The organism is Alteromonas stellipolaris, assembly GCF_001562115.1.
GTDB lineage: Bacteria > Pseudomonadota > Gammaproteobacteria > Enterobacterales > Alteromonadaceae > Alteromonas > Alteromonas stellipolaris.
Window position 1 is genome coordinate 434,743 of sequence record NZ_CP013926.1, and the last position, 13,376, is coordinate 448,118.

Sequence of the window (13,376 nt, forward strand, 5' to 3'; positions counted from 1 at the left end):
AGTGTTGTAAGACAAAGCTAATAGCAACTAGAGTAGTAGTACTCAGTGCTCAAAGATTGATTACGTGAATATCAGAATTCCTAAATTGTTAATTATTAAAGTAATATGGACTAAATAAGTCGGTATTACGCAAACTAACGTTTGCAAAAGTTTTTGCTTGGCAGCCATAGCGATACGGTACCACCTGATCCCATTCCGAACTCAGAAGTGAAACGTATTAGCGGCGATGGTAGTGTGGGGTTTCCCCATGTGAGAGTAGCACACTGCCAAGCTCCCATTCGAAGAAAGGGCTATCCTAACGGATAGCCCTTTTTTTATGCTTGTAGAAAAGTGTGAGTTAGCGCGAAGCCCGTTGGTAGAAGTTACCATGTAGCTTACTTATGCTGATCGACTGACTCCAGCCGTATCCAGATCTTCAAAATAATATATTAATACGCCACTACTGAAAACTATGGTTAAAGTGAGTCGCTTAATTACGTACCTATAGTAAGTTACACAGAAAAAATAATAAAATCATGTGAGGCTAGTAGGTTAAGCTACATATTTCATGCCATAGCTTATCTGTCTGCTTTAAAACATAAGCTTTCAATTTAAGTAATTTAGTTAATCCCATAAGCCCCACCAAGTGAAATATGAACATGAAAGTATATGTGGGCATAAAGCCCACTAAACCAGAAGCATAAGTAAGATTGCTGAGGCGTTTAAAACGCCTCTTTGTATATCTGTGCGATATCTTGTTTGCTTAATACTCTTGGGTTGTTACGTAGTAACCGAGTCACCTTGCTCGCTTCTTCCGCTAACAAGGGAATAGCGTCTTCGCTAATGTCAAAGTCACGCAGTGTGGCGGGGATCTCTACGTTTCTGCACAATGCTTCAATGGCATCTACTACCTGATTAGCAATCTCTAACGTGGTTTTATTGGCAACGGGTAAGTGTAAAAAAACCGCCACATCTACAAATCGCTGTTGGCATGCGCCTATATTCCAGCGCATAACATGGGGCAACATAACCGCATTGCTCATCCCGTGAGATAAATGAAAGCGACCGCCTAGGGGGTAAGCTAGCGCATGCACGGCGCCAACTCCTGCGTTCCCAAATGCCAAACCTGCCATTAAACTTCCTGTTGCCATATCTTCACGTGCTTTAATATCGTGGCCGTTTGCATAGGCTAGGGGGAGCGAGTGAAAGATAAGTGTCATGGCCTTGCTAGCCAGTGCATCGGTGATAGGGCTGGCATTAACGGATAAGTAGGCCTCAAGCGCATGCACAAAGGCATCCACACCGCTGGCGGCAGTAATGTGTTTCGGGCAGCTTAATGTCATTTCAGGTGTCACAATCGCAACATCGGGTAACAGGTAATCGCTTACTATGCCTTTTTTAACGTGCGCGATGGGGTCGGCCAATATGGCAATATTAGTGACTTCTGAACCTGTACCCGCCGTGGTGGGAATGGCAATGAGGGGTAATGTGCGCCCTGCAACCAAGTTCTCACCAAACAGCTCTGTAATATTGCCCGTGTAATCAAACGTAGCCGCAAGCACTTTGGCGCTGTCTATTGCGCTACCGCCGCCAACGGCAATAATTCCGTCTACTTTATGTTGTTTTAATCGAGTAAGTCTTTGCTCAATAATGCCTATTTCAGGTTCAGGGGGAATGTCGTCTATTACAATAGTGCATTCGCAATTCAGCACATTGGTTACATGGCTAAGGGCACCTGATTGGCTAACGCCTTTATCGGTAATAATGGCGGGGGCCTTTATGTTTAATCTTGAAAGCTCATTGGCAAGGTTCGCTAACGCACCCTCGCCCGTAATGAGTTTATTGGCTGATTTGAAGACCGATACCTGCATAGTGCACCTGCTGTAAAAACTGAGCTTGATGCCAATGTAGAGGGATTAGGTGCTGTTTACAAATTAGTAACAATGATAATGGTAGAAAAGGGAAACGCTTTAAAAAGTGTCCATATAAGATTAGTAGGCATAAAAAAACCGCAAACATTGTTTGCGGTTTTTAGTTGTCGCTCTAATAGTCAGCGTTAGCTTTAATTACTAAGCTTTTGATTACTTAGCTTTGCCTTGCTTAGCAACGGCATCCATCATTGCTTTAATCGCTTCTGGGTCGCCTAAGTATTCTTTAGAGATAGGCTTCAAGTTTTCGTCTAGCTCGTATACCAAAGGTACGCCAGTTGGAATATTTAGGCTTAGTACGTCTTCATCAGACATGCCATCTAAGTATTTAACCAATGCGCGAAGGCTGTTGCCGTGAGCAGCGATAATAACGCGCTTGCCAGCTTGAATGTCTGGACGAATAACATCGTGCCAGTAGGGAAGTACACGCTCGATGGTCATCTTCAAGCTTTCACCGCGAGGAAGGATCTCGGCATCAACGTTATTGTAACGACGATCTACCCCTGGGAAGTGTTCGCTGTCAGTATCTACTGCTGGTGGTGGAATGTCGAAACTACGACGCCAAACTTTAACTTGCTCTTCACCATGCTTAGCGGCCGTTTCAGCTTTGTCTAGCCCTGTAAGCGCACCGTAGTGACGCTCGTTCAAACGCCAGTGACGCTCAACAGGTAAGTAGTGTTGACCCATTTCTTCCAAAGAGATATTCAACGTTTTGATAGCACGAAGTAATACAGACGTGTAAGCCTGATCGAATTCAAAACCTGCATCTTTCATTAACTGACCAGCGGTTTTAGCTTGTGCTACACCTGTGTCAGTTAAGTCGACGTCGTGCCAACCAGTGAAACGATTTTCAAGGTTCCACTGACTTTCTCCATGACGAATAAGTACCAGTTTATACATAGTAAGGTTACCTGCGGCGTTAAAGTGAAAATGCCCGACGAGTGCCAATGAATTGGTACGTCAGACGGATACGAAAAAAGATGAACGCTATCATCGTTGATCGGCAATGAAAAATCCAGTTTCGAAAAGCCAAGTTTAACAGGTAAGACAAGCGAAGTAGCAAAGTAGACCCTTTAAGTAGCAACGTAAACTGCTAGGGCAAGGGGATGAAATCAACATGAACTTTTTTTCACTTTGTTACCGTATACAGCTATAAGTGAGAGTAAGTAGGAGCGCTAAATCATTGCAGTGCAAAATAGAAGTGACCAATAGCACTGCAATTCAATAAGGTTAGCGCTTCCTAATTTGCTCCTAAAACTATATTTATGACAGGCAAATAAGGATGGTGAGCGCGTGAAATATCAATCTTTTTCCAATATCGATGTCGATGGCAATTCCTTCAAAGCCATTAGCTTTGACAAAGTAAATGAGAACTTTGCGCTCGACCGATTACCGTATTGTATTAAAATTCTCTTAGAAAACTTACTGCGCCACGAAAACGAAGAGTTTGTGACCAGTGACGACATTGAACAAGTTGCTACCTGGAACACTGAAAATCACGTCGAGCATGAAGTCTCATTCGTTCCTGCCCGCGTTATCTTGCAGGATTTCACTGGTGTTCCAGCCATTGTTGATTTGGCCGCCATGCGCGATGCAGTTAACAAGTTGGGGGGCGATGCTCAGGCTATTAACCCCCTAAATCCCGTGGAGTTGGTAATTGACCATTCAGTAATGGTTGATTTCTTCGCAGAAGAAAACGCGTTAGAGAAAAACACCGACGTTGAAATTGAGCGCAATAAAGAGCGTTACCAGTTTTTAAAATGGGGGCAATCAAGCTTCGATAATTTCAAAGTTGTTCCTCCTGGTCGAGGAATAGTCCACCAAGTTAACCTTGAATACCTTGCTCGTGTTGCTTTCACCAAGCAAGAAGGTAACGACACTCTAGTGTATCCCGATACGCTTGTAGGCACCGATTCACACACCACCATGATTAATGGGCTTGGCGTATTAGGCTGGGGTGTAGGCGGTATTGAAGCGGAAGCGGCCATGCTAGGCCAACCCGTTACCATGCTACTACCTAAAGTAGTGGGCTTTCGTTTAGATGGTAAACTGCCTACCGGCGTAACCGCAACCGACATGGTGCTGACTATTACCCAGCAATTACGAGCACACGGTGTTGTGGGTAAGTTCGTAGAATTCTATGGTCCGGGCTTGAAGCATTTAACCACAGCCGATCGCGCCACTATTGCTAACATGGCACCAGAATATGGTGCAACCTGCGGTATCTTTCCTATCGATGCAGTGGCGCTAGATTATCTGCGCTTAACCGGGCGTGACGAATCACAGATTAAACTTGTTGAAGCGTATGCGAAGGAAAGTTCGCTGTGGCACGACGACTTCAGTAAAGATGCACAATACCACGAAACGTTAGCGCTGGACTTAAACGACGTTGTGCCTTCTATTGCAGGACCTAAACGCCCTCAAGATAGAATTGCGCTAGATAGCGCTTCGAAGGCATTCAATGAATGGCACCGTTCGCAGATTGATGTGAAAGTGCTAGACGAAGAAACTGAGTTTGTCGCAGAAGGCGGTGCAGTACCTGAAGTGAACGAAGAGCATGATTCGTATGTAGAATTCCGTGGCAATAAATTTAACTTAGAAGATGGCGCTATTGTTATTGCGGCCATTACCAGTTGTACCAATACATCAAACCCTTCAGTGCTTATTGGGGCAGGGTTACTTGCGAAAAAAGCGGCGGAAAAAGGGTTAACCCGAAAGCCTTGGGTAAAAACTTCATTAGCCCCTGGTTCGCAGGTGGTGACGCAATACCTTGAAGATGCAAACTTGATGGACCCACTAGAAGCACTCGGTTTCAACCTTGTAGGTTATGGTTGTACTACGTGTATTGGTAACTCAGGGCCCTTGCCTGATGCTATTAGCGATGCAATCAAAAAGGCCAAGCTTACTGTTACCTCTGTACTATCAGGGAACCGTAACTTTGAAGGTCGTATTCATTCAGATGTTGCAGCGAATTATTTAGCGTCGCCACCATTGGTGGTGGCCTATGCGTTAGCCGGTAATATGAATATTGATATTACTAAAGAGCCATTAGGGTTAGGCAGCAATGGCGAGCCAGTATATTTAAAAGATATATGGCCAAGTGAAGATGAAATTCAAAGCCATATTGCCGAACATGTCACCAGTGATATCTTCAAGGCAAAATACGCAGACGTATTTAAAGGAAGTGGTGTGTGGAATGACCTAATGGTTAGCCCAACATCAGTATACGATTGGCCCGACTCTACCTATATTAAACATCCGCCGTTTTTCCAAACCATGGGCGAGCAACCTGAAGCTCTTAGCGCTATCGAGAACGCGAGATGTTTGGTAAAAGTGGGCGATTCAATCACCACAGATCATATCTCTCCGGCAGGCGCGATAGCGCCAGACAGCCCTGCAGGTGAATACTTGCAAGCAGAGGGCGTAGATACCAAAGACTTTAATTCTTACGGTTCTAGGCGTGGTAATCACGAAGTAATGATGCGGGGGACTTTTGCTAATGTTCGCTTACAGAATCAGTTAGCGCCGGGTACAAAGGGCAGTGCAACTACCCACTACCCAAGCGGTGAAGCTATGTCTATTTACCACGCGGCTATGCGTTATAAAGAGGAAGGTGTTGGTGCCGTGGTCGTTGGTGGTAAAGAATACGGTACAGGCTCTAGCCGAGATTGGGCCGCCAAAGGGCCCTCATTAATGGGCGTGAAAGCGGTAATGGTGGAAAGCTATGAGCGTATTCACCGTTCTAACCTAATTGGTATGGGCATATTACCGTTACAGTTTAAGCCTGGCGACAGTGCGAGTAGCTTAGGAATTAAAGGTAACGAAACCTTCTCAATTGGTGCAGTAAGTCGCGACCAAAAAGAAGTAGATGTAACTGTAACGTCTGATGCAGGCGAGTCGCAGACGTTCTCGATGGATATTCGAATCGATACCTCAAACGAGTTCACTTATTTCGAAAACGGCGGTATTTTGCATTATGTAATTCGCCAATATTTGAAGAAATAGGGATTGGATAAAAAGCGGCGTTTAGCGTTTTAGTGCGCTAGGAGCTAAAAGTAAAAAAGCCCGATGAATTTCGGGCTTTTTTATGAATTAACCGATTAATTAGTAGAATCGCTTACTACAGATAATCTCTTTAATATTAGAGCCAATTGCCGCACGCTTTTCGCAGCGTAAGTCTTGAGCTTTCGCGCCATACAGTGCGATGTGTTCATCTACATAGGGCTGCATCGAGGTCTTGAAATCTTCTGGCAAAGCATCACGAATAGAGCGAAAAGAACGATTCCACTCCGCCGTTTTTTGTTCCATCGCGACTTGCAACCACAACCAACCCTCTTCATAGTTAGGTTCAATTCCCCAACCCTGAAAATACATTTGAGCTAAGTAATATTGGGATGTCTTATTACCCAGTTTCGCGCCTTCCAGTAACTTAGTATAGGCCTCTTCGTATTTTTCAGCTTTTAGCGCGTACAAACCACCTTCAACAATCGAAAGATATTCACTTTCCCACATTTTGTCTTTGGTGCTTGATTGTGCGTCTGCTGCCGTTGATATTAGTATGCCAGCGAATAACATCGCAAAAGCTATTGCTTTCATCTTGGTTTCCTTTCCTTTAGTCATAAATGTATTAGCTTTATTTAATACTGAAACGCTCAAATCTACAAAATTAGAGTGTTAGTAAATATTTCATGATTAATCGCCGCCCACAATTTGCACCTGTGGAATGTCAGTATCCCCTTTAATGACTTTAAAAATGGCATCTTGTACTAAGGTGCGCATACCGTCTTGGGTGGCTTGCTTTTTCATCTCTGAAACACTGGCTTCTTTGTAAACCAACGAGCGTAATTCAGGTGTCATTCCTAGAAGCTCATGAACCCCTGTTCTGCCTTTATAGCCTGTATTACCGCATTCTTCACAGCCTTTTGCTCTGTGAAGTTTGAGCGGAGAAGGCAACGCTAATTCATCTAGCATCTGCGCACCATACTGCCTTTCAATGAAGGCCATGTCAGTATCACTAGCTACGTACTCTTCTTTACACTTACCACAAAGGGTTCGAATAAGGCGCTGGGCTAATATACCTACGCAGGCATCTGAGAAGTTTACGGGGTCTAGTCCTAAATCTAACAGACGAGTAATGGTTTCAGGTGCAGAGTTGGTATGTAGGGTAGATAATACTAGGTGACCAGTAAGCGAGGCTTCAATGCCAGCGTGAGCTGTTTCTTTATCACGCATCTCACCAATAAGAATAATATCGGGGTCGGCTCGCAAAAATGCCCGTAGGGCGTTAGCAAATGTGAAGCCTATTTTGGGGCTTACCTGCACCTGCTGCAAACCGGGCTGGGTAATCTCTACTGGGTCTTCTGCGGTCCATATTTTTTTCTCAGGCGTGTTTAAATAACCTAAAATAGCATGCAGGGTGGTGGTTTTACCGGAACCTGTTGGACCCACCACTAATAAAATGCCATGTGGCTTTTTAATCATGTCTTCTAAGCGCTTCAAATTGGTAGGCGCTAAGTTCATTTTCTCGATAGGCATAGCACCGCCAGATGCTAGCAAACGCATAACTACACCTTCACCGGCCACAGTAGGAATGGTGGCAACACGCACTTCTACCAGCTGCCCATTCATCTTAAACGCTAACTTACCGTCTTGAGGTACACGCTTTTCTGCAATGTTTAGGTTAGACATAATTTTAATACGGGCAATAACCGCATTATGGTGTGAGTTAGGAACCTTGTTCATGTCACGGCACACGCCATCAACTCGCATTCTTACACGAGTAGGGGCATTCTTCTCAGGGTCGATATGAATATCAGATGCACCAAGGCGTTTTGCATCGTGTAGTACACGACTAACTAAACGCACTACCGCTGGGGCATCGTCGGAAAGTTCATCGACAAGCTCGTCGTTTTCCTCACTTGATAAACCAATCTCATCAAGAATTTCATTCATGTCGCCTGGGGCAGCACCGCCGCCACCTTCACCCAAATACTGTAGTATGTGGTGAGGTAGGCCAACCGCAATTTCATAGCTCTCTATACCCAACGCGCTTTCCGTTTCCATCAACAGCGCCGCGTTATTAGGCTCTGCCATTAACACAATGGGATTACCTTCCACATCAGAAATAACCGCAACATGGTTACGTTTAAGATAAGACAGGTTTAGTTTACTTTCACCTTCATAACGATGGTACTTATCGGGTAAATAACCAATAAAGGGAACCTGGTAATGAATAGAAAGGGAATGCCCAATTTCATGCTCGGGAACGCGATGCTCTGACATCAAACCCTGCACGATAGTGCGAGTGTCTTTAGAAGTAGATAGCAGTGCTTTTAATGCAGGTTCGTTTATTAAACCTTTATGTAATAAAGAATCAAATGGATTGTTTGTACCACCAAGTTCATAACGGAATTTAGCCCCTAACACTAATGCTAAGTCGTTGGCGCGCGCTAAATCATTATCATCAAAACTGCCGTTTTGTTTATTGATAATTTGCATAACGCCCATCAATACGCCGGCATTAAGAATAGGCACACACAAAATATTAGTGGTTTTGAAGTCGTTGTCTTTATCGAATTTATCAGCAAACCGTAAACGAGGATGAATAGCTTTCAGCTCAGCGGCGTTATAAGGGTCGGCTATGAGTAAAGGCAGTTGTGAGATAGCAACATAGCCTGCAATAGACATAGGGCTTATAGGGACTTTAATCTCTAAGGTTTCTTTACCCGTTTTAAACCGAGCGACCAAGTCTTGGTGTTGTCGGCGACGCTGAAAGATGCTCATACGGGTAGCACCAAACATGTTAAGGATGATGGGCTCAAGCAAACTGTAAGCGTCTAATAAAGACGAGTGATTATTCAGAATGCGTTTAACATGGGTGAAAATATGCTGACTGTCTTCTACTTCCATAGTGCTCTTAGCACAGCGTAACGCTGCTATATCCAAATTTGATTAAACATTGTGGCATACGTTTTACCACTTTATAGGTATAGCGCATTAACGGCAATACAACTTACATTAAGGTAGTGCAACAATAACGTAACTTTACATCACCTATTGAAAAGAAGCAGCTGTACTAAAGTCATATATTTGCAATTAATTTTGCAATTAATGTGTACAAAAAGCGATCTAGCAGTTGCAATGTATCCTGCCTTCTGTATAATTCGCGCCCACTGCCCAAATAGGGCAATGTTTCTAGCCGCGACCTCACTGCTTTTAGGGTGGTTGCCAGCGTAGCAAGCGAAATCGATAAGATAAGACTGCTACAGGCGTGTTAGGAAAAAGAACAGGGTTCCAATTGGGAACCATCGGTTTACGCACATCTTTTCTTTCCAGAATAAAATGGAAGAGAAAAGGTGAATTTTTTTGTTCTTTCGATTGGAGCTTAATCGATGCCAAATCAAAGAATTCGTATTCGTTTGAAAGCGTTTGATCACAAGTTGATCGATCAGTCTACGGCTGAAATCGTTGAAACGGCGAAACGTACTGGTGCTCAGGTCAGCGGTCCTATTCCTCTGCCTACTCGCAAAGAACGCTATACAGTATTGACATCTCCTCACGTAAATAAAGATGCACGTGATCAATATGAGATTCGTACTCACAAGCGTTTAGTAGACATCATTGAGCCAACTGATAAAACAGTTGACGCGTTGATGCGTTTGGACTTGGCTGCCGGTGTTGATGTTCAAATCAGCCTGGGCTAACAAGAGAGGGTAATAACAATGGCGATTGGTCTAGTCGGTCGTAAAGTGGGTATGACTCGCATCTTCACTGAAGATGGTACGTCTATCCCTGTGACTGTTATTGAAGCGACCCCAAACCGTGTGACTCAGTTACGTACTGAAGAACTTGACGGTTATCGCGCTCTTCAGGTTACTACTGGAAGCAAGAAAACGAACCGCGTTAACAAAGCTGAAGCAGGTCATTTTGCCAAAGCTGGTGTTGAAGCAGGTCGTGCTCTAGTAGAATTCCGCCTGGAAGATAACGAAGGTGGCGATATTGAAGTAGGCAGTGAAATCACTGTTGAAATCTTTAACGACACTAAAAAGATTGATGTCACTGGTACATCAAAAGGTAAAGGTTTTGCTGGCGCGATCAAACGTTGGAACTTTAGTTCACAACGTATGACTCACGGTAACTCTTTGTCTCACCGTGCACCTGGTTCGATTGGTCAAAACCAATCACCTGGTAAAGTTTTCAAAGGTAAGAAAATGGCTGGTCAGCTTGGTAACAAGCAAGTGACTACCCAATCTTTGGAAGTGGTACGTGTAGACGTAGAAAACAGCCTAATCCTTGTTAAAGGTGCCGTACCTGGCGCAACTGGCGGCGATGTAATCGTTAAGCCAGCTGTTAAAGCGTAACGTCTGGGGAGTGAACTGATGGAATTAACATTGAAAGATGCGCAAAGCGCTCTTGAAGTATCCGAAGCGACCTTTGGACGTGAATTCAACGAAGCCTTGGTACACCAAGTCGTTGTAGCTTACGGTGCAGGTGCTCGTCAGGGTACAAAGGCGCAGAAGACTCGCGCTGAAGTACGTGGTGGTGGTAAGAAGCCATGGCGTCAAAAAGGCACAGGCCGTGCTCGTGCTGGTACTATCCGCAGCCCAATTTGGGTTGGTGGTGGCCGTGCATTCGCAGCCAAGCCTCGTGACTTTGATCAAAAAGTTAACAAGAAAATGTATCGTGGTGCTATCAAAAGCATCTTGTCTGAACTAATCCGTCAAGACCGTTTGGTTGTGGTAGAGAAGTTTGGTGTGGAAGCACCTAAGACAAAAGAACTTATTGCTAAGCTTAACGACTATGAACTAAATGATGTTCTTATCGTTACTGCTGATGTTGATGAGAACTTGTTCCTAGCGGCACGCAACTTGTACAAAGTTGACGTACGTGATGTTGCAGGCATCGACCCAGTAAGTTTGATTGCATTTGAAAAAGTGCTAATTACAGCTGATGCGGTTAAACAACTTGAGGAGGCGTTAGCATGAAAGAAGAACGTCTACTGAAGGTGCTTTTAGCACCGCATGTTTCAGAAAAGTCTACTATGGCTGCTGAAGCAAGCAACACGGTTGTATTTAAAGTAGCGAAAGATTCGAACAAAGCTGAAATCAAAGCTGCAGTTGAAAAACTGTTTGAAGTTGAGGTTGAAGGCGTTCGTACTGTAAACGTTAAGGGTAAAACCAAGCGTCACGGTCAGTCTTTCGGTAAACGCAGTGACTGGAAAAAGGCCTACGTGGTTCTTAAAGAAGGTCAGGACATCGACTTTGTCGGTGGCGCTGAGTAAGAAGGGGATTAGAAATGCCATTATTGAAAGCTAAGCCAACTTCTGCCGGTCGTCGTCACGTTGTTCAGGTTACTAACCCTGACCTTCACAAAGGCGCGCCTTACGCACCTTTGCTTGAAAAGAACAGCAAATCTGGCGGTCGTAACAACCATGGTCGTATTACAACTCGTCATATTGGTGGTGGTCATAAACAACACTACCGTGTGATTGACTTTAAACGCAACAAAGACGGCATTCCAGCCGCTGTTGAGCGTTTAGAATACGATCCTAACCGTTCTGCTAACATTGCTCTAGTATTGTATGCAGATGGTGAGCGTCGTTACATTCTGGCTCCAAAGGGTATGAAAGCTGGTGATGCAATCCAGTCTGGTTCGGATGCTCCGATCAAGTCTGGTAACACATTACCAATGCGTAATATCCCAGTAGGTTCTGTTGTACACGCAATTGAAATGAAGCCTGGTAAAGGTGCACAAATTGCACGTTCTGCCGGTGCTTATGCTCAGATCCTAGCACGTGACGGAAACTATGTTACCTTGCGTCTACGTTCTGGCGAAATGCGTAAAGTACTATCTGATTGCCGCGCCACCATTGGTGAAGTAGGCAATGCAGAGCACATGCTGCGTTCACTGGGTAAAGCCGGTGCAACCCGCTGGCGTGGTGTTCGTCCTACAGTTCGTGGTGTTGCCATGAACCCAGTAGACCACCCACACGGTGGTGGTGAAGGACGCACGTCGGGTGGTCGTCATCCAGTATCTCCTTGGGGTGTTCCTACTAAAGGTAAGAAAACCCGAAGTAACAAGCGTACCGATAAACTTATCGTACGTCGTCGTAATAAGTAACAGCGAGGATTCACCATGCCACGTTCTCTCAAGAAGGGTCCATTTATTGACCTTCACTTGCTGAAGAAGGTAGAGGCTGCAGTGGAAAAGAACGAACGTAAACCAATTAAGACTTGGTCTCGTCGTTCTATGATCATCCCAGATATGATTGGGTTGACCATTGCGGTCCATAACGGTCGCCAGCACGTTCCAGTCATCATCAGCGATGAAATGGTCGGCCACAAGTTGGGCGAATTTGCGCCAACGCGTACTTACCGCGGCCATGTCGCGGATAAGAAAAGCAAACGATAAGGGGTAGGATAAATGGAAGCATTAGCTAAACACCGTTTTGCCCGCTCGTCTGCTCAAAAAGCACGCTTGGTAGCGGATCAAATTCGCGGTATGCACGTTGAGAAAGCGCTTGAGCTTCTTACGTACAGCCCGAAGAAAAGCGCAGCGCTGGTTAAAAAAGTTTTGGAATCTGCGATTGCAAATGCAGAACACAATGAAGGCGCTGACATCGACGAATTAGTCGTTGCCAAGGTTTTCGTTGACGAAGGTCCAACTATGAAACGTATCAAGCCACGTGCCAAAGGCCGTGCAGATCGTATCTTTAAGCGTAGCAGTCACATCACTGTGGTTGTAGCGGATAACTAGGAGTAGATAATGGGACAGAAGGTACATCCTACAGGTATACGCCTGGGTATCAGTAAACCATGGACTTCTACCTGGTACGCTAATACTGGTGACTATGCGGATAACCTGTATAACGATCATCAGGTACGTAAGTATCTGACTAAACAGCTTAAAAGCGCTTCACTTTCTAAAATCGTGATCGAGCGTCCTGCTAAGAGCATCCGTGTGACTATTCACACTGCTCGTCCAGGCGTAGTAATCGGTAAAAAAGGTGAAGATGTAGAGAAGCTTCGCGCCTATGTTTCTAAGCTAGCCGGTGTGCCAGCTCAGATTAACATTGCAGAAGTTCGCAAGCCTGAGCTTGACGGACAACTGGTTGCCGATAGTATCTCTAGCCAGCTAGAGCGTCGTGTAATGTTCCGTCGTGCTATGAAGCGCGCGGTACAAAACGCAATGCGTCTTGGTGCTAAGGGTATTAAAGTTGAAGTAAGTGGCCGTTTGGGCGGAGCAGAAATTGCTCGTTCTGAATGGTACCGTGAAGGTCGCGTACCTCTGCACACATTTCGTGCAGATATCGATTACGCAACTTCAGAAGCTGCAACTACCTACGGTATTATTGGTGTGAAGGTATGGATCTTCAAAGGTGAAGTTCTGGGCGGTTTGCCTACAACTCAAGAGCAAGCTCCGCCTGCTCAACCTAAGAAGAAAGGCCGCAACTCTAAGCGTGAGGGCTAA

The 13,376-nt window shown here is 44.9% G+C and carries 13 protein-coding genes and 1 rRNA gene; 10 read left to right on the forward strand and 4 right to left on the reverse strand.

The features are described 5' to 3' along the window. Positions 1-156: 156 nt before the first annotated feature. Positions 157-272 (forward strand): 5S ribosomal RNA (gene rrf, locus AVL57_RS01730). A gap of 429 nt (positions 273-701) precedes the next feature. Here the strand turns inward: rrf and AVL57_RS01735 are convergent. Continuing rightward, entirely contained in the window at positions 702-1,850 is a 1,149-nt protein-coding gene (locus AVL57_RS01735; RefSeq protein ID WP_057794466.1) for an iron-containing alcohol dehydrogenase, read from the reverse strand. Positions 1,851-2,060: 210 nt separating this feature from the next. Next, the gene (gene gpmA, locus AVL57_RS01740) at positions 2,061-2,807 is read right to left on the reverse strand and encodes a 2,3-diphosphoglycerate-dependent phosphoglycerate mutase (protein WP_057794463.1); all 747 of its coding nucleotides are present in this window, start codon (positions 2,805-2,807) and stop codon (positions 2,061-2,063) included. A 393-nt stretch (positions 2,808-3,200) separates the two neighbouring features. Between gpmA and acnA the strand changes: the two genes are divergently transcribed. After that, positions 3,201-5,912 carry an aconitate hydratase AcnA gene (acnA, locus tag AVL57_RS01745; protein WP_057794460.1) on the forward strand — a complete coding sequence of 904 codons (2,712 nt, stop codon included), beginning with the start codon at positions 3,201-3,203 and terminating at the stop codon, positions 5,910-5,912. Between the two features lie 99 nt (positions 5,913-6,011). On the opposite strand, the gene AVL57_RS01750 is transcribed toward acnA, so the two are convergent. Next, complete coding sequence (locus AVL57_RS01750; RefSeq protein WP_057794458.1) at positions 6,012-6,503, reverse strand: SEL1-like repeat protein; 492 nt, start codon at positions 6,501-6,503, stop codon at positions 6,012-6,014. A 96-nt stretch (positions 6,504-6,599) separates the two neighbouring features. Next, positions 6,600-8,816 carry a GspE/PulE family protein gene (locus tag AVL57_RS01755; protein ID WP_082604982.1) on the reverse strand — a complete coding sequence of 739 codons (2,217 nt, stop codon included), beginning with the start codon at positions 8,814-8,816 and terminating at the stop codon, positions 6,600-6,602. Positions 8,817-9,298: 482 nt separating this feature from the next. Here AVL57_RS01755 and rpsJ point away from each other — a divergent pair, with 482 nt between their 5' ends. Genes rpsJ through rpsC form a run of 8 tightly spaced genes read left to right on the forward strand, consistent with a single transcriptional unit; the run spans position 9,299 to position 13,376 of the window. Further along, positions 9,299-9,610, forward strand: coding sequence for a 30S ribosomal protein S10 (gene rpsJ, locus AVL57_RS01760; RefSeq protein WP_006012796.1), 312 nt, complete (start codon positions 9,299-9,301; stop codon positions 9,608-9,610). An 18-nt stretch (positions 9,611-9,628) separates the two neighbouring features. After that, positions 9,629-10,267, forward strand: a complete 639-nt coding sequence (rplC, locus tag AVL57_RS01765; RefSeq protein ID WP_013785735.1) for a 50S ribosomal protein L3 — start codon at positions 9,629-9,631, stop codon at positions 10,265-10,267. 18 nt (positions 10,268-10,285) lie between these two features. Next, the gene (rplD, locus tag AVL57_RS01770) at positions 10,286-10,891 is read left to right on the forward strand and encodes a 50S ribosomal protein L4 (protein WP_013785734.1); all 606 of its coding nucleotides are present in this window, start codon (positions 10,286-10,288) and stop codon (positions 10,889-10,891) included. Further along, complete coding sequence (gene rplW / locus AVL57_RS01775; protein ID WP_013785733.1) at positions 10,888-11,187, forward strand: 50S ribosomal protein L23; 300 nt, start codon at positions 10,888-10,890, stop codon at positions 11,185-11,187. Before rplD ends, rplW begins: the two co-directional genes overlap by 4 nt. A gap of 14 nt (positions 11,188-11,201) precedes the next feature. Then, entirely contained in the window at positions 11,202-12,026 is an 825-nt protein-coding gene (gene rplB / locus AVL57_RS01780) for a 50S ribosomal protein L2 (RefSeq protein ID WP_057794456.1), read from the forward strand. Between the two features lie 15 nt (positions 12,027-12,041). Beyond that, positions 12,042-12,317: a 30S ribosomal protein S19 gene (rpsS, locus tag AVL57_RS01785; protein ID WP_013785731.1), complete on the forward strand. Its 276-nt coding sequence runs from the start codon at positions 12,042-12,044 to the stop codon at positions 12,315-12,317. A gap of 12 nt (positions 12,318-12,329) precedes the next feature. Further along, positions 12,330-12,662, forward strand: a complete 333-nt coding sequence (rplV, locus tag AVL57_RS01790; RefSeq protein WP_013785730.1) for a 50S ribosomal protein L22 — start codon at positions 12,330-12,332, stop codon at positions 12,660-12,662. A gap of 9 nt (positions 12,663-12,671) precedes the next feature. Beyond that, positions 12,672-13,376, forward strand: coding sequence for a 30S ribosomal protein S3 (gene rpsC / locus AVL57_RS01795; protein ID WP_013785729.1), 705 nt, complete (start codon positions 12,672-12,674; stop codon positions 13,374-13,376).